Raw genomic sequence first — 23651 nt, 5'->3', positions numbered from 1 at the left:
GGCATCCTTGCCGGGGCTCTTGCTTGCTAAAGCGCGATGAGATTTGGATGAAGCGTCATCGCGCTCTAGGTTGTTGTTTGCGCATGATCCTTCCGGAAAACCGCTTCGCACTTTTCCGGATCATGCTTTAGGCCATCACCGAGAAGCCGCCGTCGACGGGGATCGCGGTGCCCGTGACGAAGTTCGACGCGGGTGATGCCAGGAATACGGCGATGCCGGCGAAGTCGTCGATGTCGCCCCAGCGCCCCGCGGGCGTGCGCGCCAGCACCCGCTCGTGCAATCCCGACACCTGCTGCCGCGCGCCGCGGGTGAGATCGGTGTCGATCCAGCCTGGCAGGATCGCGTTGACCTGGATGTTGTCGGGCGCCCAGGCGTTGGCGCAGGCGCGCGTGTACTGCACGATGCCGCCCTTGCTCGCCGCATAGGCTGTGGCGAAGCTCGCACCGAAGATCGACATCATCGAACCGATGTTGATCACCTTGCCGTTGCCGGACGCCTTCAGGTGAGGATAGGCGAGCTTCGAGCACAGGAAGGCGCTGGTGAGGTTGGTCTCGATCACCTTGTTCCACTCGTCGAGCTCGAGTTCGTGCGGCGGCTTGCGGATGCTCATGCCGGCATTGTTGACGAGGATGTCGATGCGGCCGAGATCCTTCACCACGCGGGCAATCATGGCTTCGATCGCGCTCTTGTCGGTGACGTCGGTCGCGACCGCGAGCGCCTTGACGCCGCGCTGCCTGAGATCTTCGACGGCCGCCTTGGACTTTGCCTCGTTGCGTCCGACCACGGCGATGTCGGCGCCTGCGTCGGCAAGGCCGCGCGCCATGCCGAGGCCGATACCGCCATTGCCTCCCGTGACGATCGCGACCTTGCCGCGGAGATCGAACCGGCTGGATGTCATGCTTGTATGTCCTGGTTTCTTCTATTGGTTGCTCTGCCAGATCAGCACCAGCCCGAAACCGGCCATGGCGGCGCCATAGCCGGCCCATTGCAGCTGGTTGACCATGAAGCTCGATCGCGGCCAGGGAACGGTGCCCGTGCCCTGGCCGATCCAGAGCAGGCCGAGGGCAGTTGCAAACAGGCCTGCGACAAGCAGAAATCTGCGCATGCGTTCCTCCCCATCGGTCCGCTTCCGTCACGGTGCGGCGATGAAGGATCACCGCCGCCGCGAAAGCTTGGGCCCACACTAGAGCGTTTTCGAGCGAAGTGGATACCGGTTCGCGTCAAGAAAACGCGTCAAAGCCAGAATCGAGAGCCCCGTTCCGATTCCATCGGAACGGGGGAGGGGCACATAACGAAAAAGCCCCGGCAATGCCGGGGCTTTGACGTTTGATCGTGAGATCAGATCAGTACTTCGCGACGACCGGACCGGTCCAGTTGAAGCGGTAGACCAGCGAGGTCGAGATCGTCTGGTTCCAGCTGTTGGCGCGGATGTCGCGACCGACCAGCGCGTTGGTGCCGTCGACCAGCTCGTTCTGGGTCTTGGCGTTGTAGAAGGACGAACGATACTCGGTCTTCATGAACCAGCCGGGCGAGGTGATGCCGAAGATGTTCAGGCTGTTCTCGACACCGCCACCGATGAACCAGCCGTTACGGTTGTAGCTGTTCAGGTGAATGCCGGCCGGCGTGCCAACAACGTTGGTGAAGTTGGTCTGGCCGAAGTGGGCGCCAGAGTAACCGCCGTTGACGTAGGAGAGAACGTTCGGAGCGACCAGCCAGCCGAGGCGAGCGCCCGCGGCCCAGGAGGTTTCCAGCTTCTGGTTGCCAGTGAGGCCGCCGATCGGATCCTGGATGGTGGCGCGGATGCTTCCGAACTGACCGTCAGCGAAAATACCGGCGACCCAGGTGCCGCTGAACTGCCAGTCGTAACCGGCGCCGACCGTACCGAACCAACCGGAGCCGCCCTGGCGCTGGTCGATCGTCAGCGCGGTGTTGGTTCCCGTGGTCTGGACATGCTGGTCAGCGTTCGAGAGGCCACCGCCGCCACCGCCGAAGACGTAGAAGCCGGTCCAGTTCGCGACGGGCGCCACGACCGGGGCCTTCACGTAGGGACGGGCAGCGAGATCGGCCGCCGAGGCCGAACCGGTCATCGCGGCAACCGCGGTCAGAGCGAGCAAAACCTTCTTCATGTCAAAATCCCCAACCTTGGTCTGTCGTAGCAGGCGCGAGCGCACTGAAGTTCGTTTCATCTGATGACCGGACTATAGACGTTTCCCGCCGAAATGCTGTTGCCGGGCAGGCACAGTCGCCGGAAAACGCCGGCGGGCGCCCATTTGATGTGCGGCTGCCGGAAACGAGAATAATCAAGTAAAATCAAATGGATGAATGATATTTGAGGGATCCTCTTTCGGGTAAGTTTTCATTAGGAAATACCGCTCTGTCCGGAATGGAGGCATTCCCCCGTCCGGCCGGACGCCGTGAGTCGTTGGCCGAGTCGCGGCAGCGGGCCGGAGAATCGCCGGTCTTGTGGGTGAGAGCAGGCCCCGACGGCCAAGGTAAAACACAAGGCGGCATCGTCAAACAAAAGAGCCTCGGCTCCCCGCCGAGGCTCTCTAACCCGATACGACGGCAGTGGAGACCTTACACGTCCAGCAATTCCTCGCTGGCGAACTCGGCCTTGTCCGAGATGAAAGCGAAGCGCGCCTCCGCCTTCGTACCCATCAGCCGCTCCACGGAATCGGCCGTGGTGTCGCGATCGTCGGGCAGCAGCACCACCTTGAGCAGCGTGCGCTTAGCTGGATCCATCGTGGTTTCCTTGAGCTGCGCCGGCATCATCTCGCCGAGGCCCTTGAAGCGGTTCACCTCGACCTTGGCGTTGGCGTTGAACTCGCTCTTGATCAGCGCCGCCTTGTGCGCGTCGTCGCGGGCGTACACCGACTTGGAGCCGTGGGTCAGCTTGTAGAGCGGCGGCACCGCCAGGAAGAGATGGCCCTGGTCGATCAGCGGCCGCATCTGCTGGTAGAAGAAGGTGATCAGCAGGGAAGCGATGTGGGCGCCGTCGACGTCGGCGTCGGTCATGATGATGATGCGCTGGTAGCGCAGATCCTCTTCGCGATATTGCGCGAGCATGCCGCAGCCGATCGCCTGCACGAGGTCGGAGAGCTGGGCGTTCGCCGCCAGCTTGTCCTTGCCGGCGGAGGCGACGTTGAGGATCTTGCCGCGCAGCGGCAGTACGGCCTGGGTCTTGCGGTCGCGCGCCTGCTTGGCGCTGCCGCCGGCCGAGTCGCCCTCGACGATGAAGAGCTCGGAGCCTTCGGTGCCGGCGTCGCTGCAATCGGCGAGCTTGCCGGGCAGGCGCAGCTTCTTGCCGGCGGTCTTGCGCGCCGTCTCCTTCTCCTGGCGGCGGCGCAGCCGCTCCTCGGCGCGGTCGATCACGAAGTCCAGCAGCCGGTTGGCCATGTTCGGATTGCCCGACAGCCAATGGTCGAACGGATCCTTCATCGCCTGCTCGACGATGCGCTGCGCTTCGGCCGTGGCGAGGCGGTCCTTGGTCTGGCCCTGGAATTCGGGCTCGCGCACGAACACCGAGAGCATCACGGCTGCACCCACCATCACGTCTTCCGAGGTGATGGACGAGGCGCGCTTGCCCTGGCCGACGCGCTCGGCGTGATCCTTCAGGCCGCGGAGCAGCGCGCTGCGCAGGCCGGATTCGTGCGTGCCGCCATCGGGAGTGGGGACGGTGTTGGTGTAGGAGGACAGGAAGCCGTCGGCATCCGCGGTCCAGGCCACCGCCCATTCGCAGGCGCCGTGCGCGCCGTTGCGGCCCGACTTGCCGGAGAAGATGTCGGGATGCACCAGCGTGTCGGCGTGGATTGCGGCGGCGAGATAATCCTTCAATCCGCCGGGGAAGTGGAACGTCGCCTCCGCCGGCACGTCCTCGATGCCCTTGAGCAGCTCCGGCGCGCAGTTCCAGCGGATCTCGACGCCGCCGAACAGATAGGCCTTGGAACGCGTCATCTTGAACAGGCGCTGCGGCTTGAACGCAGCCTTGGCGCCGAAGATGTCGGTATCGGGCTTGAAGCGCACGCGCGTGCCGCGGCGGTTGTTGATCTTGCCGAGATCCTCGAGCTTGCCCTTGGGGTGCCCGCGCTCGAACGTCATGCGGTAGAGCTTCTGGCTGCGCGCGACCTCGACCTCGAGCAGGGAGGAGAGGGCGTTCACCACGGAGATGCCGACGCCGTGCAGACCGCCCGAGGTCTCGTACACCTTGCTGTCGAACTTGCCGCCCGAGTGGAGCGTGCACATGATGACTTCGAGCGCCGACTTCTTCGGGAATTTCGGGTGCGGATCAATCGGAATGCCGCGGCCGTTGTCGGTGACGGTCAGGAACCCGTCCGCGCTCAGCTCGACACCGATGAAGGTCGCGTGGCCCGCCAGCGCCTCGTCCATCGAGTTGTCGATGACTTCGGCGAACAGATGATGCAGCGCCTTCTCGTCGGTGCCGCCGATATACATGCCCGGACGGCGCCGTACCGGTTCCAGGCCTTCGAGGACCTCGATGTCGGCCGCGGTGTAATCGGCTTCTCCGCCGCTGCCGCGCGGTGCCGCCTTGGCGGCGCGGGGCTTCGGCTCGTCGCCACCGAAAAAGTCGTCTTTTGCTTTGGGTTTCAACTGCTTGGACATGTATCTTGATGCGTTCCGAGGGCCGCAGGAGCGGCGAATCGATTGGGCCGACTATGCCACTTCTGACCAGGAAAGGTTATCGCAGGGCGGGCCGGGCGGTGTGGTTGGGAGCCAATCCCGGCGATTTTACGCCGCAGGCCCAGCCATTCCCGGCAATTTGACGTCCCCGCCCGGGTCGTGTCGGATTTTGTGACTTGATGTCACACAACCCCTTGGCTTACCAGTCCTTTTCATCGAGCAGCACCTTGAGACGGGGCGGGAAGGCTATTTTTGATGGAGCAGTTTGCGCACGCCCTGGCCGATTTCGTGCGTGCTCACCAGACTTGGGCGGCTCCGGTCGTGTTCCTGCTCGCTTTCGGGGAATCGCTCGCCTTCATCTCGCTGCTGGTCCCCGCCTGGGGGGCGCTGGTGGCGATCGGTGCGCTGATCGGGGTGAGCGGCATCAGCTTTTATCCGGTCTGGATCGCCGGCGGCCTCGGCGCGGCGCTGGGCGACTGGGTCTCCTACTGGTTCGGCTATCGCTACAAGGAGAAGGTCGCCGAGATGTGGCCGCTCTCGCGCTATCCAGGCCTCTTGCCCCGAGGCGAGGCTTTTGTGCGCAGCTGGGGCATCCCCAGCATCTTCATCGGCCGCTTCTTCGGTCCCTTGCGCGCCTCGGTGCCGCTCGCGGCCGGCATCTTCGAGATGCCCTATTGGAGCTTTCAGGCGGCTAATTTCATCTCCGCCCTGGTGTGGTCCGCCGTGCTCCTGCTGTTCGGCGATGTGCTTGCCAAGATCATGGAATGGATCTGGCGGGTGATCTGACGCTCCAAACCTTGACGAAGACCAGATCCGGCCTTATAGCCCCGCGCCATGATCAACGCCGCGACCATCCTGTTCGCCCGTCGCCGCCGCCGCAGTCTTGCGGTTTGGGCGGTCGATCGCGTTTGAGATCATCGTCTTTGCCGCTGGATCCGATCCGCGGCATTCTCTCTCCTGTCAGCGCGATCTGATCCGGCGGCCCCCTAGGAGGCCCAGCAGGAGACCACGATGTACACGCCACCCCATTTCAAGCAAGACCGCACCGCGAGCCTGAAATTCGCGGAAGAGCGCGGCTTCGGCACCATGTGTGCCTTTGACGGCAACAAACCGGTTGCCTCGCCGCTGCCGTTCTATCTGACCTTTGCCGCCGACGGGACGCCGCAGGCCGCCTTTCACGTCGCCCGTCACAATCCGCTGCTAAGGCTGGCGGGCGGCGATGCGTCCTGGCTGCTCGCGGTCAATGGCCCCGATGCCTACGTCTCGCCGGACTGGTACGTCTCGCCCGATCAGGTTCCGACCTGGCTGTATCAGGCGGTGCATCTGAGCGGACCGGTGCGGTTGTTGTCGGATGCTGAGCTGGCGGTGCAGATCGACACGCTCAGCGACAAGTTCGAGAGCTGGCTGCTGCCGAAGAAGCCGTGGACGTCGGGCAAGATGACCGCCGGCCGGCTCGAAGCCATGAAGAAGGGGATCGTGGGGCTGGTCATGACGGTTGAAGAGGTCGAAGGCAGCTTCAAGCTCAACCAGCACAAATCCGACGCCGATTATATTGCGATCGCCAATGCGCTCGGCGCGCAGCCCGCGGCCGATGCCAGAGCGATTGCGCAGCTGATGCAGGACGTGAGGCCGGAAGCCTTCGCGGCCGAAACCAACAAGCTCGAAAGGAGCGTTCCATGAGCCTCGCGGACACAACCAAAGCCCCGGCCACCAGCGCGGCCAAGAAGCCCGCCACCGTCTTCGTCGACGGCGGCTCCGGCACCACCGGGCTCGGCATCAACGAGCGGCTGAAGCACCAGAACGACGTCGTCGTGAAGACGATCCCTGACGACAAGCGCAAGGATCCCGCCGCAAAGAAGGCGCTCATGGAGGAGGTCGACCTCGTCATCCTCTGCCTGCCCGACGATGCAGCAAAGGAGACGGTCGCGCTCATCGACAGCATGGGCGCCTCGGGCCCCAAGGTGCTCGACGCCTCGACGGCCTACCGGGTCGCGCCCGACTGGGCCTACGGCTTTCCGGAACTGACGCCGGACCAGGCCGGCAAGATCAAGGCCGCGAGAAAGGTCTCCAATCCCGGCTGCTATCCGACCGGCGCGATCGCGCTGCTGCGGCCGATCGTCGATGCCGGCCTGCTGCCGTCCGACTATCCCGTCACCGTCAACGCGGTGAGCGGCTATTCCGGCGGCGGCAAGTCGATGATCGCAAGCTTTGAAGACGGCAGCGCGCCGTCCTTCGAGCTCTACGGTCTCGGCTTCGAGCACAAGCATCTGCCGGAGATGCAGCTCTACTCGAACCTGACGCGGCGGCCGATCTTCATTCCCTCGGTCGGCAACTACCGGCAGGGCATGCTGGTCTCGGTGCCGCTCCAGCTCGACACCCTGCCGGGCAAGCCTGGTGGTGCCGACCTTCAGGCCGCGCTCGCCAAGCGCTACGCCGGCTCGAAATACGTCAAGGTGATGCCGCTCCAGAACGAGGCGACCAAGGGCGGCCGGCTCGAGCCGGAGGCGCTCAACGAGACCAACATGCTCGAGCTCTACGTCTTCGCCAGCGACAAATATCACCAGGCGGTGCTGGTCGCCCGGCTGGACAATCTCGGCAAGGGAGCCTCGGGCGCGGCCGTGCAGAACATGCGGCTGATGCTCGGGCTGGCAGAGGCGTAACCGATCCAGCGCTGAGGGAACGTCTGATGAGCACGAAGAAAATCGGCATTCTCGGCGCCTCCGGCTACACCGGCGCCGACGCGGTGCGCCTGTTGGCGCGGCATCCGAATGCCGAGATCACCGCACTCACTGCCAATACCCATGCCGGCAAAGCCATGAGCGAGGTGTTTCCGCATTTCTTCATGCTGGAGCTGCCTAGGCTCGTGGAATGGGAAAAGGTCGACTGGAGCAAGCTCGATGCGGTGTTCTGCGGACTGCCCCACGGGACCACGCAGGACATCATCGCCGCGGTCCTGAAGGCAAATCCTGATATCAAGGTCCTCGACATGTCCGCCGATTTCAGGCTTCGGGACAAGAACACCTATGCGCAATGGTACGGCCATGAGCATCGGGCGCTCGAATTGCAGGGCGAGGCGGTCTACGGTCTCACCGAATTCTATCGCGAAAAAATCGCGTCGGCGCGGCTCGTCGCCTGTCCCGGCTGCTACCCCACGGCGGCGCTGCTCGCGCTGGTACCGCTTGCGAAGGCCAGACTGATCGACGTCGACGACATCGTCATCGACGCGAAATCGGGCGTCACCGGCGCCGGACGCGGGCTAAAACAGAACACGTTGTTCAGCGAGGCGGGCGAGGGGCTTTCGCCCTATTCGGTCGGCACCCACCGGCATGCGCCCGAGATCGAGCAGGAGATCGGCCTCGCCGCCGGCTCTGCGGTCACGGTGAACTTTACGCCGCATCTGATCCCGATGGCGCGCGGCGAGCTCTGCACGTCCTACGTAAAGCTCAATGGCGCGACGCCCGACGATTTGCGGGCCGCGCTCGAGCAGGCCTACGTCAACGAACCCTTCGTGCATGTCGCCAAAAAGGGCGTGCTGCCGCAGACGCAGAATGTCCGCGGTTCCAACTATGTGCAGATCGGTGTCGTCGCCGACCGCATCAAGAACCGGGCGATCGTCATTTCCACGCTCGATAATCTGGTGAAGGGCTCGGCCGGGCAGGCGATCCAGAACATGAACTTGATGTTCGGGTTGCCCGAGACGTTGGGGCTGGATCAGATCGCGCTGTTCCCGTGATGTGAGGCGACAGTGGACGAAGAGACGCTGCAATTCTACCGCGGCAACGCCGAAGCCTATGCCAGGCGCGAGATCACCTCGCGCCTGGCGCGACTGACTGCGTTTCTCGCTCGGCTCGCGCCGGGTGCTTCCATTCTCGAACTCGGATGCGGCGCCGGCGGCGATACCGCGGAGATGCTGGCGCGCGGCTTCACTGTTCGCGCCACCGACGGATCGCCGGAAATGGCCGAGGTCGCCTCGCGCCGTCTCGGCCATCCCGTCGAGACCCTGCTGTTCGAACAGCTCGACGGGACCGAGGCCTATGACGCCATCTGGGCCAATGCGTGCCTGCTGCATGTGCCGAGACCCGAACTCGCCGGGATTCTTGCGCGAATCTGGCGCGCGCTGAAACCGGCCGGCTTTTTCTACGCCAGCTACAAGGCCGGCGAGGTCGATGGCCGCGACACGCTGAACCGCTATTACAATTATCCCTCGCCGGACTGGCTGCGGGCGACCTACGCCGAGGCGGGCAACTGGAGCGGGCTGACGATCGACACCGGCGAGGTCAAGGGCTTCGACGACAAGGCCGCATCGATGCTGTTCGTCGTCGCGCAGAAGAGCGGCTGAGCGCGGCGCGCGCTCACAGCACCTTGAAGATCGCCAGCGCCAGCTATTCGGCGACCCATTCCAGAAGCGCGTTCTGCGCGTGGAGCAAATAGGCCTTCGCCAACGTGCTCTGACACGTGGGATGGCTCATCGCATCGGCGCTGACCTCTTTGCCTCGGGTCACCGGAGGGCAGGGTAGGAATATAACGTCGGAACGGCATCGGTCGAGGAGGGATGCCGATACCTGATATTCGAAGAGTTGATCAGCAGACCCGCCATCAGGCCAGCAATCCGTGATGATCACATCCGCATCGCGCAGGCTTTCCAGACTGGCGCTCGCGGTGAAGTTCGGGCTCGCGATATCCTTGATATGCCAGTCTTCCTGATAGACCTGCGTCACCTGGATCGGCAGCGAGATCGAGGCTTCGACCCATGACCGCAGGATATTGCCGTCGGGGGCAATGCCAACGGCCTTCAGACCCTCCAGAGATTTGCGCTTGCCAGCGATATAAGCGAGATCGCCGAGTGTCTCGCACGGGTGATTTGACCGCGTTCTCGCATTGATGACGGGGGCCTTAGCGCTCGACGCGAGCTCGCGCAAGGTCGGCAACTCCCGTGTGCGCACGACCAGGATGTCGAACCAATTGTCGAGATATCCTGCGAGATCGGCCGTCCCCTCACGGACATTGAATCTGATCGGGGGCTGAACACAGATGCCGCCCATGGTCCTCACGCCGAGATCGAAGGCCGTTGTATTCCGCCAGCCGCCATCGTCTGCGATGAGGGCGACACGCCTGCCAGCGAGGCTCTGCGGCATGTCGCGGTCAGTCCACGCGGCCGCCAGCAACTGCGCGCGGCCGATAATGGACAGGATCGTCTCTGCGCCGAGGTCGTGGAACTGAACGAAGTCCCGATTGGCTTCGCTACGCATTGGCGCACCTTGGGGGCGAGCTCTCAAACCACCTTGAAAATCGCGAGCGCCAGCACGGCCTGGGCGAGGAAGCCGACGGTGAAGGCCAGCGTGCGGAACACCGGGATGCCGATCGCATAGACGATCAGATGCGCGACGCGGGACCAGAAATAGACGGCGCAGGCGAGCACGGTCCATTTCGAGGAATAGTCGATCGCATTCAGGATCAGCACCAGCGGCGCGAAGATCACGAGGTTCTCGACCGCGTTGTCATGCGCGAACATCAGCCGGTTCGCCCAGTCCGCTTGCGGCTTGTCGTTGCGCGAGGGATTGGCCATGGCGCCGGAAAGGCCACGAACCTGGCAGCGGTTGATGATGTAGGGAATCCAGAGGATCCCGGTCAGGATCACCGTCAGTGTCAACCAGAACAATTCGCGCGTCATGGTGCGGTCCCCTCTGTCGTCGCTGTGATGAGCGGAAGTCTATACGAAAGCACAGCCGATTCCGCTATGCGCGAACCCTGACATAGCTGCCAGGCGCGTCCTCGATCGGCGGGAATGCTTCGTTCCCCGGTACGCGCGCCGGGACCTGCTCCGGATCGAGCTCGCCCAGCCATTGGCGCCAGTCCGGCCACCACGAACCCTTGTGCTCCACCGCGCCCTTCATCCACTGCGCGACGTTGACGTCCTTGATGTTGTCGTTGGTCCAGTACTGATACTTGTTCGAGGCTGGCGGATTGACGACGCCCGCGATATGGCCCGAACCCGACAGCACGTATTTCACGGGGCCGCCGAAGAACTGCGAGCCGTACAACACCGATTCCGCCGGCGCGATATGGTCCTCGCGCGTGGCGAGGTTGTAGACGGGCACCTTGACCTTGGAGAGATCGAGCAGCGTGTTGTCGAGCACCATCGTGCCGGTGGAGAGGCGGTTCTCCAGATAGCAATTGCGCAGATAATAGGAATGGTTCGACGCGGTCATGCGCGTCGCGTCGGAATTCCAGTGCAGCAGGTCGAACGCGCTCGGCTGCTGGCCCTTCAGGTAGTTGCTGACGACGTAGGACCAGATCAGGTCGTTGGAGCGCAGCATGTTGAAGGCCATCGCCATCTTGGAGCCTTCGAGCACGCCGGCCGCCTTCATGTCCTGCTCGAGCGATGCGATCTGGTCCTCGTCGACGAAGACGAGGAGATCACCGGCATGGGTGAAGTCGACCTGCGCCGCAAAGAACGTCGCCGACGACACGCGCTGGCGGCGCTTCTCGGCGAGCCAGGCCAGCGTGGTCGCGAGCATCGTGCCGCCGACGCAATAGCCGGCGGTGTGCACCTTCATCTCGCCGGTCAGCTTCTCGATCACGTCCATCGCCGTGAGCGGGCCTTCCTTCATGTAGTCTTCCCAGCTCTTGTTGCCGAGCCGCTTGTCGGGATTGACCCATGAGATCACGAATACGGTGATGCCCTGGTCGACGCACCACTTGATGTAGGATTTCTCCGGCTTGAGATCGAGGATGTAGAACTTGTTGATCCAGGGCGGCACGATCAGGAGCGGGGTGCGCAGCACCGTCTCCGTGGTCGGCGAATACTGGATCAGCTGCATCATCTCGTTCTGGTAGATCACCTTGCCCGGCGTCGTCGCCATGTTGACGCCGACGACGAGGTTGTCCGGATTGGACTGGCGGATCTTCAGCATGCCCTTTCCGGCTGCGATGTCCTCGGCCAGCATGGTCAGGCCGCGCGCGAGGTTCTCGCCGCTGCTGGCCACGGTCTCGCGCAGCACCTCCGGATTGGTCAGCACGAAATTGGACGGCGACAGCGCGTTGGCGACCTGCTGGACGTAGAACTCGGCCTTGCGGCGGGTGTGCGGATCGAGCTCGGCGTCGCGCACCAGCTCCTGCGCCCATTTGGTCGTGAGCAGATAAAGCTGCATCACGAAATCGAAAAACTGGTTCGACTTCCATTCCGGGTCGGCAAAGCGCTTGTCGCGCGGCGAGGGCGCGATCGCAGGGGGCGCGTCCTGGCCGGCCATGCGACGCGCGGCCGAGCCCCAGAGGTCGAGATAGTCCTTGGCAAGCTTGGTCTGCAGATCGGACGAGCGGGAGGAATCCGACAGCCAGTATTCGGCGACCGAGGTGAAGGTCTTGACCACTTCCGCAAGCTCGGCCGGCGGGCGATCCTGCACCTCACCGCTCTCGCGGGGCTTGAGATAGGCGGCGAGCGCCTTGCCGCCGCTCTCCATCGCCCGCGCGACATTGATCGCGAAGGCTTCCGCATCGAACTTGGTCTCGGGTTTGGGCGTGTCGGTCGTGGCCATACTCATGAGCAGAACAGTAACGACTCATTCCGTATTCGTCACCGCGAAGCTCGCATGTTTGGCGTTAAACCCGCTCCAAGATGTGCTGCACTGCGACAAAGCTTCTTGGTTTTGTCACAATCGCGGTGCAACCCTTCGACCGTGGGCCTTGGATGTATTCTCGCTCGTACCATTTGTGGGCAGCAATGGTTTGAGCTTGGGCAGGTTGTCGGGTTAGTGTGCGACAGCTTGCATTGGGACGAGTAGGGGATTTCCCAAGTGTCGGCATTGAGGGACCTGCAAAAGTCGCTGCTGATCTGCGCCACGCTGTTGAGCGTGGCATTCGCGTTGGGCGGCTGTTCCAGCCAGCTGGCGGACATGACGCCTGCGGATGCGCAGGCGCATCCCCGGGAGCCCGGGAGCTATTTGCCGGTGCACGACCTGCCGCCGGATCGCGATCAAGCCGTCATCTCGCCGGAGCAGCGTGCCAAGATCGAGGCCGAGCTTGCCGCCGCGCGCGATCGTCAGGCCGTCGCGGCCAAGGAGGGGAAATGAGGCGCTGCAAGGTAATCGCTGGCGCCCCCGCCTTGCCGTGCTAAAAGACCTCGGTTCAGCCGACAGTCAGGGCGAACGACTTCAGTTTTCGTTGTCGATCATTGCTCTAAGCATTTGATTTTGAGCGATTTTTGTAGCGAAACTGAGCCCCTTTCCGGGCCGCTGTCCTGTTCTGTCGATTCTGTCCTGACCGGTTGCCCCGGAGCCCAGAGAGCCATGGAAGAATTTTACCGCATCCGCCGCCTTCCGCCTTACGTGTTCGAGCAGGTCAACCGGGCCAAGGCGGCCGCGCGGAATGCCGGCGCCGACATCATCGACCTCGGCATGGGCAACCCGGACCTGCCGGCGCCTGCGCATGTGCTGGAGAAGCTGAAGGAGACGCTGGGCAAGCCGCGCACCGACCGCTACTCGGCCTCCCGCGGCATCCCCGGGCTGCGCCGGGCCCAGGCTGCCTATTACGCCCGCCGCTTCGGCGTGAAGCTCAATCCGGACACCCAGGTCGTGGCGACGCTGGGGTCGAAGGAGGGCTTTGCCAACGTGGCGCAGGCGATCACGGCGCCCGGTGACGTCATCCTCTGTCCGAACCCGAGCTACCCGATTCACGCCTTCGGCTTCCTGATGGCGGGCGGCGTGATCCGCTCGGTGCCCTCCGAGCCGACGCCGCAGTTCTTCGAGGCGGTGGAGCGGGCGATCGTGCATTCGATCCCCAAGCCGCTCGCGCTCGTGGTCTGCTATCCCTCGAACCCGACCGCCTATGTCGCGAGCCTCGATTTCTACAAGGACCTCGTCGCGTTCGCGAAGAAGCACGAGATCCTGATCCTGTCCGATCTCGCCTATGCCGAGGTCTATTTCGACGAGAGCAACCCGCCGCCATCGGTGCTGCAGGTGCCCGGCGCGATGGACTGCACCGTCGAGTTCACCTCGATGTCGAAGACCTATTCGATGGCCGGCTGGCGCATGGGCTTTGCGGTCGGCAATGAGCGCGTGATCGCCGCGCTCGCCCGCGTCAAATCCTACCTCGATTACGGTGCCTTCACACCGGTTCAGGTCGCGGCGACCGCGGCGCTGAACGGTCCGGACGATTGCATCAAGGAGATGCGCGACACCTACCGCAAGCGCCGCGATGCGCTGGTGGAATCGTTCGGTCGTGCGGGGTGGGAGATTCCGCCGCCGGAAGCCTCGATGTTCGCCTGGGTGCCGCTGCCGGAGGCCTTCCGCAGCGTCGGCAGCATGCAGTTCGCGACCCTGATGGTGGAGAAATCCGGCGTTGCGGTCTCGCCCGGCGTCGGCTTCGGCGAGCATGGTGAAGGATATGTCCGCATCGCCATGGTGGAAAACGAGCAACGGATCAGGCAGGCCGCGCGCGGCGTGCGCCGCTTCCTTGAAAGCGGCATCGAAACGTTGCACAACGTCGTTCCGCTCGCCAATCGGCGTTAAGTTCTCTTCGGCAGGTTTTCTAAGACATCATGGTTGCACCCCTGAAAGTGGGCATAGCGGGGCTCGGCACCGTGGGCGCCGAAGTGGTCCGTTTGATCGAAACGCAAGGCCGCGTGCTCGCGGCCCGCAGCGGCCGCGGCATCCGCGTCGTTGCCGTCACCGCACGCTCGAAGGCCAAGAAGCGCGGCATCGATCTGCGCGGCGTCGAATGGGCCAAGGATCCGATGGCGCTGGCGACGCATCCCGGTATCGATTGCTTCGTCGAGCTGATGGGCGGCGCCGGTGATCCCGCGCTCTCGGCCGTGGAAGCCGCGCTGGGCGCCGGCAAGTCGGTGGTCACCGCCAACAAGGCACTGCTGGCCAAGCACGGCCTCAAGCTCGCCAAGGCGGCCGAAAACCACGGCGGCGCGCTGAATTTCGAGGCAGCCGTCGGCGCCGCGATCCCCGTCATCAAGACGTTGCGCGAGGGGCTTGCCGGCACCGGCATCAACCGCGTCTACGGCATCCTCAACGGCACCTGCAATTACATCCTGACGCGGATGGAGCAGGAGGGACTGTCCTTCGCCGAATGCCTCAAGGACGCGCAGCGGCTCGGCTATGCCGAGGCCAACCCGTCCTTCGACGTCGACGGTCACGACACAGCGCAAAAGCTCGCGATCCTCGCCAGCCTCGCTTTCGGCACGAAAGTTGCTCAAAGCGCGGTGTATGTCGAAGGCATCTCATCCATCGCGCCGGAAGATCTGCGCGCGGCGTCCGATCTTGGTTACCGCGTCAAGCTGCTCGGCGTTGCGGTGCGTACCGCCAAGGGCATCGAGCAGCGCGTGCATCCGACCATGGTGCCGAAATCCTCCTCGATCGCGCAGGTGATGGGTGTCACCAATGCGGTCACGATCGACGGCGAGGGCATTCCGCCGATCACGCTGGTCGGCCCCGGCGCCGGCGGCGCGGCGACGGCATCCGCCGTGGTCGCCGACATCGCCGATGTCGCGCGCGGCATCCGCGCCAATCCGTTCGGCCGGCCGATCGCGCAGTTGCGCGACACCAAGAAGGCGCCGATGGAGCGGCATGAAGGCGGCTACTACATCCGCCTCCTGGCCCGCGATTTCCCCGGCACTGCCGCCGCGATCGCGACCCGGCTTGCCGAGCAGAAGATTTCGATCGAGTCGATCGTGCAGCGTCATCCCAACGGCGGCGTTGCCCCCGCAAACGGCAAGGCGGTCCCCGTGCCCGTCATCCTGATCACCTACGCCACGCATGAGGACGCGGTGCGCCGTGCGCTCGCCGCCGTGCAGAAGGACAAGGTGATCAGTGGACGGCCGCAGGTGATCCGGATCGAGAAGAACTGAGCATGCCCGGACCCGGAGGGCCGCGCTAGCGCAAAGTGCGAAGCGGTTTTCCGGAAAGGTCATGTTCCAACAATAAGACACGGTTCGAACGAACTGTGGGTGTCACGAGTTGATGCGGGCGGAAATGCCCGCCCCAAACTGTTTCGAAGGAGTTAGCCGATGTCGACCCATATTTCAGTCCCGCCGCAAGCATTGCTCGAGCGCATCCTGACGCTGGAGATCGTGCGCGTGACGGAGAGGGCAGCGGTGTCGTCGGCGCGGCTGCGCGGGCACGGAAACGAGAAGGCGGCCGACCAGGCTGCGGTGGACGCGATGCGCCGCGAGCTCAACAAGCTCCCGATCGAGGGCACCATCGTGATCGGCGAGGGTGAGCGCGACGAGGCGCCGATGCTCTTCATCGGCGAGAAGGTCGGCATGAACGCGGGCCCGCAGGTCGACATCGCGGTCGATCCGCTCGAAGGCACCACGCTGTGCGCCAAGAACATGCCGGGCTCGATTGCCACCATGGCGATGGCCGACGGCGGCACGCTGCTGCACGCCCCCGACGTCTACATGCAGAAGCTCGCGATCGGCCCCGGCTACGCCAAGGGCGTCGTCGAGCTCGACGCCTCGCCGGCCGAAAACGTCCGCCGTCTCGCCAAGGCCAAGGGTGTGCAGCCCGACGGCATCACGGTTCTCGTGCTCGATCGTCCGCGCCATGCCAGCATCATCGAGAGCGTGCGCTCGACCGGCGCTGCCGTGCGCCTGATCACCGACGGCGACGTCGCCGGCGTGATCCATTGCGCCGATCCTGACAACACCGGCGTCGACATGTATCTCGGCACGGGCGGTGCGCCGGAAGGCGTGCTCGCGGCCGTGGCGCTGCGCTGCATCGGCGGCCAGATGCAGTGCCGGCTGATCCTCGATTCCGGCGAGAAGATCGAGCGCGCCGCCAAGATGGGCGTCAACGATCCCAAGATGATCTACGGCATCGAGGACATGGCGCGCGGCGACTGCCTGTTCGCCGCCACCGGCGTCACGACCGGCTCACTGCTGTCGGGTGTAAAATTCCGCAAGGACGGCGTGATCGAGACCGAAACGGTGGTGATGCGCTCCGTCACCGGCACCGTGCGCTACATCAAGGCCGAGCACCGCGAGCTCGCCAAGTTCCATCTGGACTGAGCGCTGCCAATTTACGCGCGGCCTTGGCGAATTGGACCATCGCCGAGATGCACAGCCGTTCACTCAAAGAGGGCGCTTCGGAAACGATCTGAGGCGTCGGACTTGATATTCTATCAGGTCGGGGAAACGCTCGAACGTCGCTGCTGCGAGGCCGGACGCCTCAGTGAACGCCTCCGCCGACGAACTGGGGCGGAGCGGGAACGAAAAGATGAATGTCGCGCAGGTGAAGCCCCAATTGGCATGCCTGCAACAGCGTATCCACTTTCTTGCCCCAAGGCTCAAGCAGGGACCTGGCAAGTGCCATATCGCGACGCGCCAGTGCGCGGCGTGCGTCGGTGTCAGCCTCGCCATATCCTTCGACCGTCATCATAGTCGTCAGCGCCTTCGTGAGCTCGTCGTCGAGCAGGGCCACCCGGACCTCCGAGATGTAATGATCGGGACGAAGTCGGACCAGATTTTCGGGCTGGGCGGGATCGAAGAGCCCAAGCTGGGCGAGCAGGATGAGGAGCGGGTGATTGCTCGCGATCGATCTTGGGATGATCGGGTAGACTTTGGTTGTCGCCGGATTGAGTGGGGAGGAGAAGGAGATCACGGGCCTGGCGCCAAATCGCGACATGCGGTGCCATAGGATGAAGTTTCCGAGTTCGCCGTGATCGCGGTAGACCTTACCGTCTTCTGTATTCTCGTCGATACCATTCGCGATCAGATAGGATGCAAACGCGTCGACACGTCGGGCGATGGCTTCCTGGTCCAGGCCGTCCACCTCAAACTCTATTTCGCGACCGATGAAGGCGGAGAGCCCTTCCGTGTAGGCGCCCAAACTGTTGCCGCTGCGATAGAAGATGGTTTCGATCCAGAGCTCGAACGGATGGTCGGGAGCCGGGGCGAACGCGCGGCGCGAGGCTTCCTCCCAATGCGCCGAAGATCGTGCGACTTTCCCCTGCCACAACACACCCAGGCAGGCCGGTAGGACCTCGATCAAGCCGCCGACGGCGGCGGTGGTCAGACGCGCGTCTTGCATCACATCGAGCGGCGGCTCGGCCCCTTCCGAGGCCGAGCCCAGCGAAGAAACGACCAAATGGGCCTGATGGGATGTGACGGCCTCCAGGGCTTCTGGCCAATGCCGGGTCGCCCGTTGCCAATCCTGAAGATCGATGGGGATCGGCGCGGGCAGCGACATGACAGCCATCAGACGATCACCGGCGCGAATGAATATTGCCTCGTCAGGGCGCCGGTTTGATTGGGCTGTGCTGCCGGGATCCCAGGAGAGGTCTGGGTGACGGCGTCGCAGGGTGTCGACCAGTACCATTTCGTCCGGCAGAACGGCCTCTTTGAGGATCACGAATGCAGGTGTTGGCATCTGCCGCGCTCCGACTGATTGAAACCGTCATTCTGCTCATCTTGAACGCGCTTCGCCAGTCCGCTCTGCGCTGTTGTTGCATGGGAGCGATCATGCTTTAAAGCCCTCGATCTCGGCCGGAGCCAACCGGGCGCAGGAAAATCCGCGGAGCGAAACATGACGCCAGCATCCGATCTCACCACCGTCAAAGCCCTTGTCTTCGACGTGTTCGGTACTGTCGTGGACTGGCGCACCAGCCTCATCACCGACTTCATGTGGTGGAGCAAGCAGCGCGGCATCAGCGCCGACTGGACCGCTCTGGTCGACGGCTGGCGCGGCATGTACATGGCCTCGATGGACGACGTGCGCAAACATCCCGAGCGCGGCTATGTCATGCTGGATGATCTGCACCGCCGCTCGCTCGAAAAGCTGGTCGCGCAGTTCGCGATCAAGGGCCTCACCGAGGCCGATCTCGACTATCTCACCAAGGGCTGGCATCGGCTCAATCCGTGGCCGGACAGCGTCGCGGGCCTGACGCGGCTGAAGACGAAATTCGTGATCGCGCCGCTCTCCAACGGCAACGTCGCATTGCTCACCAACATGGCGAAGTTCGCGGGGCTGCCCTGGGATCTCATCATGTCGGCCGAGCTGTTCGAGCACTACAAGCCCGATCCCGAGACCTATCTCGGCGCAGCAAAGCTGCTCTGCCTCAAGCCGGACGAGGTGATGATGGTCGCTGCCCACAACGGCGATCTCGCGGCCGCCCAGAAGAACGGTTTGAAGACGGCCTTCGTGGCGCGGCCGACCGAATACGGTCCGTTGCAGAAGGTCGATTTCGAGGCGACCGGCCAGTGGGACATCGTCGCCAAGGATTTTGGCGGGATCGCCGCCAGGCTCGGCTGCTGAGCCGGCTTCTCGATCGGATGTGTGCGGCCGGCAATGAACCGGGCGGCACGCGCGCCGCCCGGGCCCGATTTGCGATGCACTACAGCGTCATCTGCATCGGCTGGGGATAGTAGTGGAAGCCGTCACCGGCCTTGGCGACATGGCCGTAGCCCGGCCAGGCGAAGTGATACGACATCACGGGGATCTTGTTGGCGGCGAGCATCGTCAGCAACTTCACCCGCGATTCCGCCGCCTGCTTCGGATCGGTGTCGTAGGAGAACTCCATGCGCGGCCGCTCCAGCAGCAGCACGGAGTGGTGCGAGAGGTCGCCGAGGAAGGCGAAGGACTTGCCGGCCGACGACACCATGAAGATGGTGTGGCCGACGGTGTGACCGGGCGCCGAGATCGCCTGCACGCCGGGCAGGAATTCCTCACCGTCCTTGAAGAACTTGATCCGCTCGCGGACCGGCAGCAGGTTCTTGCGGGCGTGCACGACGAAGTCCTTGGCCGGGCTGCCGAGCTTGCCTTCGTCGGTCCAGAAATCGAAATCGGTCTGGGAGATGTAGATCTGCGCATTCGGGAATAGCGGCTTGTCGTTGGCATCCACGATGCCGCCGATGTGGTCGATATGGGCATGCGAGCAGACCACGGCGTCGATGTCCTCCGGCTTGATGCCGGCCTCCGCCATGCTCTTCTGCTGCCGTCCGGTGCTGGCGCCGAACATCTTGGATGAGCCCATGCCGGTATCGAACAGGATCAGCTTGTCGCCGGTGTTCACGATCGGCGAGTTCTGCTCGAGCACGACGTTGTCCGGCGACAGGAAATTGTCCGCCAGCATCTTCTTGACCTCTTCCTTGGGAACGCCGGTAAACGTCCCGGAGGGATCGCCGAGCGGCAGCGGTCCGTCGGACACGACGGTCACCTCGGCATCGCCGAGGACGAAGCGGTGCCAGTACGGCGTCTGGGTGCCGAGCTTGGGAGCCCGCGCCATCGCGCTGCTGCCGAGCATGGCGCTGGCACCAAGGCCAGCTCCGAGGCTGGCTCCAAGTGCAAGTAGGGATCGACGGGAGACATCGATTGTCATGCGTTTCCTCCGCTTTTGTCTTTTGTTTTGCGCGATTGTTCGCGCGTTGGCGCCGGCTTGAACGGCCATGCGGCCGCAGGTCGGCAGAGAAGTATGCTGCTCCGGCCGCGACAAGCTAGCAAGTGGAACTAGAGCGTTTTCGAGCGAAGTGGACACCGGTTCGCGTGAAGAAAACGCGTCAAAACAAGAATCTAGAGCTTCGGTTCTGATTCAATCAGAACCGAAAATGCTCTAGCCGAGCCGAAGGTGCTCGGGAAGCTGCGGCTCACGGTCGATGAGGTCGGCGAAGAAGCGGTCGCAATCCTCGCCGTTGAGGGCCGCGCCGAGACCTTCGATCGCATCCGCGATCAGGCGCGCCTCCGCTTCATCGAGCAGCCGGACCGCGGTGTCGATATAGACCAGCACCTTGGCGCCTACCGGAGGATCGGACAGCAGCAGCATGGAGACGCGACGCTGCTCGCCGCGGAATTCGCACAGCGCGGAGACACCATCCGTCTCGACAATCGTCATCGGCAGGCCGAGGCACATCGCGATATTCTCCGGAAGTGGTCAGGCCGGCCGCATCTCGTAGCTGAGATGATCGATGTCGTTGGCGAGCAGGCGCTCGGAGGCGGGCAACGGCTCGCTGCGCGGCGTCACCGCGACGCCCCACCCGGCCAGCACCTCACAGGCGAGCGCGATCGCGGGCGCGATCTGGTCACGCACCGGCTGCGTCAGCGGCCCGCCCCAATCCTCCAGGTCGAGCGGCTGGCAGCCGATCAGTGCCAGATGCCTCGGACAGCGGCCGAGCAGGTCGGCCGCGGAGATCACCTCCTGGAAGCCGGTCTGGTGCAGGCTCATCTTCTTGGCGCCGGTGAATCGCGGCACCTCATCGTCGCGCACGAGCTTCAAGCGCCCCGGCTCGAGCCCGTAATCGATGGCGTCGAACACGATCAGGCAGTCGGCCTCCTCGAGATAGTTCACGAGGTAAAGCCCCTGGGTGCCGCCGTCGAGGATGGTGACGTTGTCGGGCACGGCGTAGCGGCGGTGGAATTCCTCCACCGCGCGCACGCCAAAGCCTTCGTCGGCCCACAGGATGTTGCCGATGCCGAGCACCAGGACGCGGCTTTCTTGCGAGGATGTCGGCATCGATCTCACTTCTCTTTTCAGTCGCGGAACTGCCGCTCGCCCGAGATCATCGAGGAGATGATGCTCTGGCGCGACATGATGTCTTCGCGGATCGCGGCGTAGATGTGCACCAGCACGAACATCACCAACGCCCACATGCCGAGATGATGCCAGGTGTGCACGTCCTGGCTGTTCGGCCAGATCGCGAACACCCAGCCGAACAGCCTGTGCTGCCAGCTGTCGATCCCGGTGCCCTCCGAATAGAGCGCAAAGCCGGTGACGATCATGAACGCCACGAACAGCGTGAAGCCCGTGAACATCGCGGTTTGCGCCAGCGGATTGTGGCCGACATACATCTTCGGCTCGCGCTCAAGGAACGCGTACCAGCGGATCTCGTGCAGGACCTCCTTCCAGAACTGCTTACGATGCACGGGAATGTAGAAGATCTGCCGCGAATGATGGTTGCCGACGAAGGCCCACAGGATGCGGGCGAGGAAGAACACCGCCAGCACCTGGCCCGCCGCGAAATGGGCAAAGCGGATATAGCCCATCACGAAGTTGTCGGAGGCTTCGCCCGCGACCGTCGGCAATGGCGTCCCGATCAGATAGCCGGTCACCATCAGGACAAGAATCGAGACCGCGTTCACCCAGTGGCAGATCCGCACCGGCGCCTCGTAGACGTAGACGGTAGGCCGTCCCACCGCCTGTTCTCCGGCAGCGTCGGCGGCGATCGCCGTCAGGTCCGGCTTGGCTTCGGAGGTCGGAGCAACTGCATCCATCATGGTTTCCCCTCCCTATCTGACCTTGACGGTCGCCATCTCCTGGCCGTCCGGGCTCATCACATGGGTCGAGCAAGCCAGGCACGGATCGAAGGAGTGGATGGTGCGCAGGATCTCGAGCGGCTGCTCCGGATTCGCCATCGGCGTATCCATCAGCGAGGCCTCGAAGGCGCCGATATTGCCCTTGGGATCCCGCGGTGAGCCGTTCCAGGTGGTCGGCACCACACACTGGTAATTGTCGATCTTGGTCTCCTTGATCTTGATCCAGTGCGCGAGCGCGCCGCGCGGCGCCTCGGTGAAGCCGTAGCCCTTGGCTTCCTTCGGCCAGCTCTCCGGCTTCCACTTCTCGACATTGGCGGTGGAGCTGTCGCCGGCCTTGATGCGCGCCACCAGCTTGTCCTGGAAGTAGCGCATCTGGTGCGCGGCCCATTCGCATTCCAGCGCGCGCGCCGCGGTGCGCCCGAGTGTGGAGAACAGGGCGGACACCGGCAGGCCGAGCGTCTTGAGCAGCTTCTCGGTCGGCTCCTTGAACTCGGGCTTGTTCTGGGCGTAGCCGATGATGTAGCGGGCCAGCGGCCCGACCTCGACGGCGTTGCCGCGCCAGCGCGGCGCCTTGATCCAGGAATACTTGCCGCCCTCGTCGAGTTCCTTGATGTCGGTCTTGGTGCCCTTGGCGTTGGGGCCGAGCACGTAGTTCGGCTCGGTGACGCCGTCCCAGGGATGCAGTCCCTTGGACTCGTCGGGGTACTTGTACCAGGAGTGCGTGACGAACTCCTGGATCTGCTCGGGATCGCCGTGATCGATCGGCAGCACCTCGTTGAGATTGCCGTTGAGGATCACGCCGCGCGGAAGCTTCAGGCTCTTCGCCGAATAGTCGTTGGCGGTCTCGGGGATGTCGCCATAGGACATCACGCTCTTGCCGGACAGGCCGCCGCCATAGAGCCAGTCCTTGTAGAACGAGCCGATCGCGACGACATCGGGCAAATACACCTTCTCGGTGAATTCGATGCAGCGATCGATGATCGAGGAGACGAGGTTGAGCCGCTCCATGTTGATGGCGCCGACCGCACCGGTGCCGTCGACATTGATGGCGCAGGGCACGCCACCGACCAGCCAGTTCGGATGCGGGTTCTTGCCGCCGTAGATGGTGTGAACCTTCACGATCTCCTTCTGGAAATCGAGCGCCTCGAGATAGTGCGCGACCGCCATCAGATTGGCTTCCGGCGGCAGCTTATAGGCGGCATGGCCCCAATAGCCGTTCTTGAACGGACCGAGCTGGCCGGACTCGACGAACTTGGTCAGCCGGATCTGCAGGTCCTTGAAATAGCCGGGCGAGGACAAGGGCCAGGACGAGATCGACTGTGCCAGCACCGACGTCGCCTTCGGATCGGCCTTGAGCGCCGAGACGATGTCGACCCAGTCCAGCGCATGCAGGTGGTAGAAGTGCACGAGGTGATCGTGCACCTGCAGGCAGAGCTGCATGATGTTGCGGATCGAGTTGGCGTTGTCCGGAATGGTGATGGAGAGCGCGTTCTCGACCGCACGCACCGAGGTGAGCGCGTGCGTTCCCGTGCAGACGCCGCAGATCCGCTCGGTGAACGCCCAGGCGTCACGCGGATCACGGCCCTTCAGGATGGTCTCGATGCCGCGCCACATCGTGCCGGTGGAGACCGCGTTGCGGATGACGTTGTCGGCGTCGACATTGACCTCGACGCGCAGGTGACCTTCGATCCGGGTGAGCGGATCGACGACCACGCGCTTGCCGGAATTGTCGAGCTTGAATCCGTTAGGTGTCTGGATGCCCAT

23 protein-coding genes are annotated in these 23651 nt (G+C 63.8%); 10 read left to right on the top strand and 13 right to left on the bottom strand.

The window, feature by feature from the left end:
* Positions 1-127 precede the first annotated feature (127 nt).
* The 4 genes from TSA1_RS35675 to parE all read right to left on the bottom strand — a co-directional run bounded on the left by TSA1_RS35675 (position 128) and on the right by parE (position 4620).
* Entirely contained in the window at positions 128-898 is a 771-nt protein-coding gene (locus tag TSA1_RS35675) for an SDR family NAD(P)-dependent oxidoreductase (protein ID WP_100180402.1), read from the bottom strand.
* A gap of 21 nt (positions 899-919) precedes the next feature.
* Positions 920-1105, bottom strand: coding sequence for a hypothetical protein (locus TSA1_RS35670; RefSeq protein WP_025036050.1), 186 nt, complete (start codon positions 1103-1105; stop codon positions 920-922).
* 238 nt (positions 1106-1343) lie between these two features.
* Positions 1344-2126: an outer membrane protein gene (locus TSA1_RS35665; RefSeq protein WP_174719227.1), complete on the bottom strand. Its 783-nt coding sequence runs from the start codon at positions 2124-2126 to the stop codon at positions 1344-1346.
* 451 nt (positions 2127-2577) lie between these two features.
* Positions 2578-4620: a DNA topoisomerase IV subunit B gene (gene parE / locus TSA1_RS35660; protein WP_100180400.1), complete on the bottom strand. Its 2043-nt coding sequence runs from the start codon at positions 4618-4620 to the stop codon at positions 2578-2580.
* A gap of 273 nt (positions 4621-4893) precedes the next feature.
* On the opposite strand from parE, the gene TSA1_RS35655 reads away from it, so the two are divergent.
* The 5 genes from TSA1_RS35655 (at position 4894) to TSA1_RS35635 (ending at position 8977) form a co-directional block, all read left to right on the top strand.
* Entirely contained in the window at positions 4894-5424 is a 531-nt protein-coding gene (locus TSA1_RS35655; protein WP_100180399.1) for a DedA family protein, read from the top strand.
* A 225-nt stretch (positions 5425-5649) separates the two neighbouring features.
* Positions 5650-6318 (top strand): FMN-binding negative transcriptional regulator, encoded by a 669-nt coding sequence (locus tag TSA1_RS35650; RefSeq protein WP_100180398.1) that lies wholly within the window; start codon positions 5650-5652, stop codon positions 6316-6318.
* Positions 6315-7298: an N-acetyl-gamma-glutamyl-phosphate reductase gene (gene argC, locus TSA1_RS35645; RefSeq protein WP_100180397.1), complete on the top strand. Its 984-nt coding sequence runs from the start codon at positions 6315-6317 to the stop codon at positions 7296-7298. Before TSA1_RS35650 ends, argC (TSA1_RS35645) begins: the two co-directional genes overlap by 4 nt.
* A 26-nt stretch (positions 7299-7324) precedes the next feature.
* Positions 7325-8371 carry an N-acetyl-gamma-glutamyl-phosphate reductase gene (gene argC, locus TSA1_RS35640; RefSeq protein WP_100180396.1) on the top strand — a complete coding sequence of 349 codons (1047 nt, stop codon included), beginning with the start codon at positions 7325-7327 and terminating at the stop codon, positions 8369-8371.
* 12 nt (positions 8372-8383) lie between these two features.
* On the top strand, positions 8384-8977 hold the full coding sequence (locus tag TSA1_RS35635) for a class I SAM-dependent methyltransferase (protein WP_100180395.1): 594 nt from the start codon (positions 8384-8386) through the stop codon (positions 8975-8977).
* A 43-nt stretch (positions 8978-9020) separates the two neighbouring features.
* Here TSA1_RS35635 and TSA1_RS35630 read toward each other — a convergent pair whose 3' ends face one another.
* The 3 genes from TSA1_RS35630 to TSA1_RS35620 all read right to left on the bottom strand — a co-directional run bounded on the left by TSA1_RS35630 (position 9021) and on the right by TSA1_RS35620 (position 12179).
* Positions 9021-9887, bottom strand: coding sequence for a Rossmann-fold NAD(P)-binding domain-containing protein (locus TSA1_RS35630; RefSeq protein WP_100180394.1), 867 nt, complete (start codon positions 9885-9887; stop codon positions 9021-9023).
* Between the two features lie 23 nt (positions 9888-9910).
* Positions 9911-10309, bottom strand: coding sequence for an MAPEG family protein (locus TSA1_RS35625; RefSeq protein WP_100180393.1), 399 nt, complete (start codon positions 10307-10309; stop codon positions 9911-9913).
* A gap of 64 nt (positions 10310-10373) precedes the next feature.
* Positions 10374-12179, bottom strand: coding sequence for a PHA/PHB synthase family protein (locus TSA1_RS35620; RefSeq protein ID WP_174719226.1), 1806 nt, complete (start codon positions 12177-12179; stop codon positions 10374-10376).
* A 252-nt stretch (positions 12180-12431) separates the two neighbouring features.
* Here TSA1_RS35620 and TSA1_RS35615 point away from each other — a divergent pair, with 252 nt between their 5' ends.
* The 4 genes from TSA1_RS35615 to glpX all read left to right on the top strand — a co-directional run bounded on the left by TSA1_RS35615 (position 12432) and on the right by glpX (position 16651).
* Positions 12432-12707, top strand: coding sequence for a hypothetical protein (locus TSA1_RS35615; protein ID WP_100180391.1), 276 nt, complete (start codon positions 12432-12434; stop codon positions 12705-12707).
* A gap of 216 nt (positions 12708-12923) precedes the next feature.
* Positions 12924-14144, top strand: a complete 1221-nt coding sequence (locus tag TSA1_RS35610) for an LL-diaminopimelate aminotransferase (protein WP_100180390.1) — start codon at positions 12924-12926, stop codon at positions 14142-14144.
* A gap of 29 nt (positions 14145-14173) precedes the next feature.
* Positions 14174-15490 (top strand): homoserine dehydrogenase, encoded by a 1317-nt coding sequence (locus TSA1_RS35605; protein ID WP_100180389.1) that lies wholly within the window; start codon positions 14174-14176, stop codon positions 15488-15490.
* A 159-nt stretch (positions 15491-15649) separates the two neighbouring features.
* A complete protein-coding gene (glpX, locus tag TSA1_RS35600) occupies positions 15650-16651 on the top strand; it encodes a class II fructose-bisphosphatase (RefSeq protein WP_100180388.1) in 1002 nt (333 codons plus the stop codon).
* 160 nt (positions 16652-16811) lie between these two features.
* Here the strand turns inward: glpX and TSA1_RS35595 are convergent, their stop codons facing one another.
* Positions 16812-18011 (bottom strand): hypothetical protein, encoded by a 1200-nt coding sequence (locus tag TSA1_RS35595; protein WP_100180387.1) that lies wholly within the window; start codon positions 18009-18011, stop codon positions 16812-16814.
* A gap of 156 nt (positions 18012-18167) precedes the next feature.
* Between TSA1_RS35595 and TSA1_RS35590 the strand changes: the two genes are divergently transcribed.
* A complete protein-coding gene (locus tag TSA1_RS35590; RefSeq protein WP_100180386.1) occupies positions 18168-18896 on the top strand; it encodes a haloacid dehalogenase type II in 729 nt (242 codons plus the stop codon).
* Between the two features lie 79 nt (positions 18897-18975).
* Here the strand turns inward: TSA1_RS35590 and TSA1_RS35585 are convergent, their stop codons facing one another.
* The 5 genes from TSA1_RS35585 to TSA1_RS35565 form a co-directional block, all read right to left on the bottom strand.
* Positions 18976-19959 carry an MBL fold metallo-hydrolase gene (locus TSA1_RS35585; RefSeq protein WP_100180385.1) on the bottom strand — a complete coding sequence of 328 codons (984 nt, stop codon included), beginning with the start codon at positions 19957-19959 and terminating at the stop codon, positions 18976-18978.
* 231 nt (positions 19960-20190) lie between these two features.
* The gene (locus TSA1_RS35580; RefSeq protein WP_100180384.1) at positions 20191-20487 is read right to left on the bottom strand and encodes a HypC/HybG/HupF family hydrogenase formation chaperone; all 297 of its coding nucleotides are present in this window, start codon (positions 20485-20487) and stop codon (positions 20191-20193) included.
* Positions 20488-20508: 21 nt separating this feature from the next.
* Entirely contained in the window at positions 20509-21087 is a 579-nt protein-coding gene (locus TSA1_RS35575; RefSeq protein ID WP_100181527.1) for a HyaD/HybD family hydrogenase maturation endopeptidase, read from the bottom strand.
* Positions 21088-21104: 17 nt separating this feature from the next.
* Positions 21105-21848: a Ni/Fe-hydrogenase, b-type cytochrome subunit gene (gene cybH / locus TSA1_RS35570; protein ID WP_100180383.1), complete on the bottom strand. Its 744-nt coding sequence runs from the start codon at positions 21846-21848 to the stop codon at positions 21105-21107.
* A 12-nt stretch (positions 21849-21860) separates the two neighbouring features.
* Entirely contained in the window at positions 21861-23651 is a 1791-nt protein-coding gene (locus TSA1_RS35565; protein WP_100180382.1) for a nickel-dependent hydrogenase large subunit, read from the bottom strand.

Source organism: Bradyrhizobium nitroreducens, assembly GCF_002776695.1.
Taxonomy (GTDB): domain Bacteria; phylum Pseudomonadota; class Alphaproteobacteria; order Rhizobiales; family Xanthobacteraceae; genus Bradyrhizobium; species Bradyrhizobium nitroreducens.
The sequence above is the reverse complement of the archived record's forward strand: the minus strand, read 5'-3'. Positions and strand labels throughout refer to the sequence as shown.

Excerpts from the sequence above, each read along its gene's own strand:
- TSA1_RS35675 (WP_100180402.1), bottom strand. The coding sequence starts at position 898 with ATGACATCCAGCCGGTTCGATCTCCGCGGCAAGGTCGCGATCGTCACG.
- TSA1_RS35670 (WP_025036050.1), bottom strand. The coding sequence starts at position 1,105 with ATGCGCAGATTTCTGCTTGTCGCAGGCCTGTTTGCAACTGCCCTCGGC.
- TSA1_RS35665 (WP_174719227.1), bottom strand. The coding sequence starts at position 2,126 with ATGAAGAAGGTTTTGCTCGCTCTGACCGCGGTTGCCGCGATGACCGGT.
- parE (WP_100180400.1), bottom strand. The coding sequence starts at position 4,620 with ATGTCCAAGCAGTTGAAACCCAAAGCAAAAGACGACTTTTTCGGTGGC.
- TSA1_RS35655 (WP_100180399.1), top strand. The coding sequence starts at position 4,894 with ATGGAGCAGTTTGCGCACGCCCTGGCCGATTTCGTGCGTGCTCACCAG.
- TSA1_RS35650 (WP_100180398.1), top strand. The coding sequence starts at position 5,650 with ATGTACACGCCACCCCATTTCAAGCAAGACCGCACCGCGAGCCTGAAA.
- argC (WP_100180397.1), top strand. The coding sequence starts at position 6,315 with ATGAGCCTCGCGGACACAACCAAAGCCCCGGCCACCAGCGCGGCCAAG.
- argC (WP_100180396.1), top strand. The coding sequence starts at position 7,325 with ATGAGCACGAAGAAAATCGGCATTCTCGGCGCCTCCGGCTACACCGGC.
- TSA1_RS35630 (WP_100180394.1), bottom strand. The coding sequence starts at position 9,887 with ATGCGTAGCGAAGCCAATCGGGACTTCGTTCAGTTCCACGACCTCGGC.
- TSA1_RS35625 (WP_100180393.1), bottom strand. The coding sequence starts at position 10,309 with ATGACGCGCGAATTGTTCTGGTTGACACTGACGGTGATCCTGACCGGG.
- TSA1_RS35620 (WP_174719226.1), bottom strand. The coding sequence starts at position 12,179 with ATGAGTATGGCCACGACCGACACGCCCAAACCCGAGACCAAGTTCGAT.
- TSA1_RS35610 (WP_100180390.1), top strand. The coding sequence starts at position 12,924 with ATGGAAGAATTTTACCGCATCCGCCGCCTTCCGCCTTACGTGTTCGAG.
- TSA1_RS35605 (WP_100180389.1), top strand. The coding sequence starts at position 14,174 with ATGGTTGCACCCCTGAAAGTGGGCATAGCGGGGCTCGGCACCGTGGGC.
- glpX (WP_100180388.1), top strand. The coding sequence starts at position 15,650 with ATGTCGACCCATATTTCAGTCCCGCCGCAAGCATTGCTCGAGCGCATC.
- TSA1_RS35595 (WP_100180387.1), bottom strand. The coding sequence starts at position 18,011 with ATGCCAACACCTGCATTCGTGATCCTCAAAGAGGCCGTTCTGCCGGAC.
- TSA1_RS35590 (WP_100180386.1), top strand. The coding sequence starts at position 18,168 with ATGACGCCAGCATCCGATCTCACCACCGTCAAAGCCCTTGTCTTCGAC.
- TSA1_RS35585 (WP_100180385.1), bottom strand. The coding sequence starts at position 19,959 with ATGACAATCGATGTCTCCCGTCGATCCCTACTTGCACTTGGAGCCAGC.
- TSA1_RS35580 (WP_100180384.1), bottom strand. The coding sequence starts at position 20,487 with ATGTGCCTCGGCCTGCCGATGACGATTGTCGAGACGGATGGTGTCTCC.
- TSA1_RS35575 (WP_100181527.1), bottom strand. The coding sequence starts at position 21,087 with ATGCCGACATCCTCGCAAGAAAGCCGCGTCCTGGTGCTCGGCATCGGC.
- cybH (WP_100180383.1), bottom strand. The coding sequence starts at position 21,848 with ATGATGGATGCAGTTGCTCCGACCTCCGAAGCCAAGCCGGACCTGACG.
- TSA1_RS35565 (WP_100180382.1), bottom strand. The coding sequence starts at position 23,651 with ATGGGCATCCAGACACCTAACGGATTCAAGCTCGACAATTCCGGCAAG.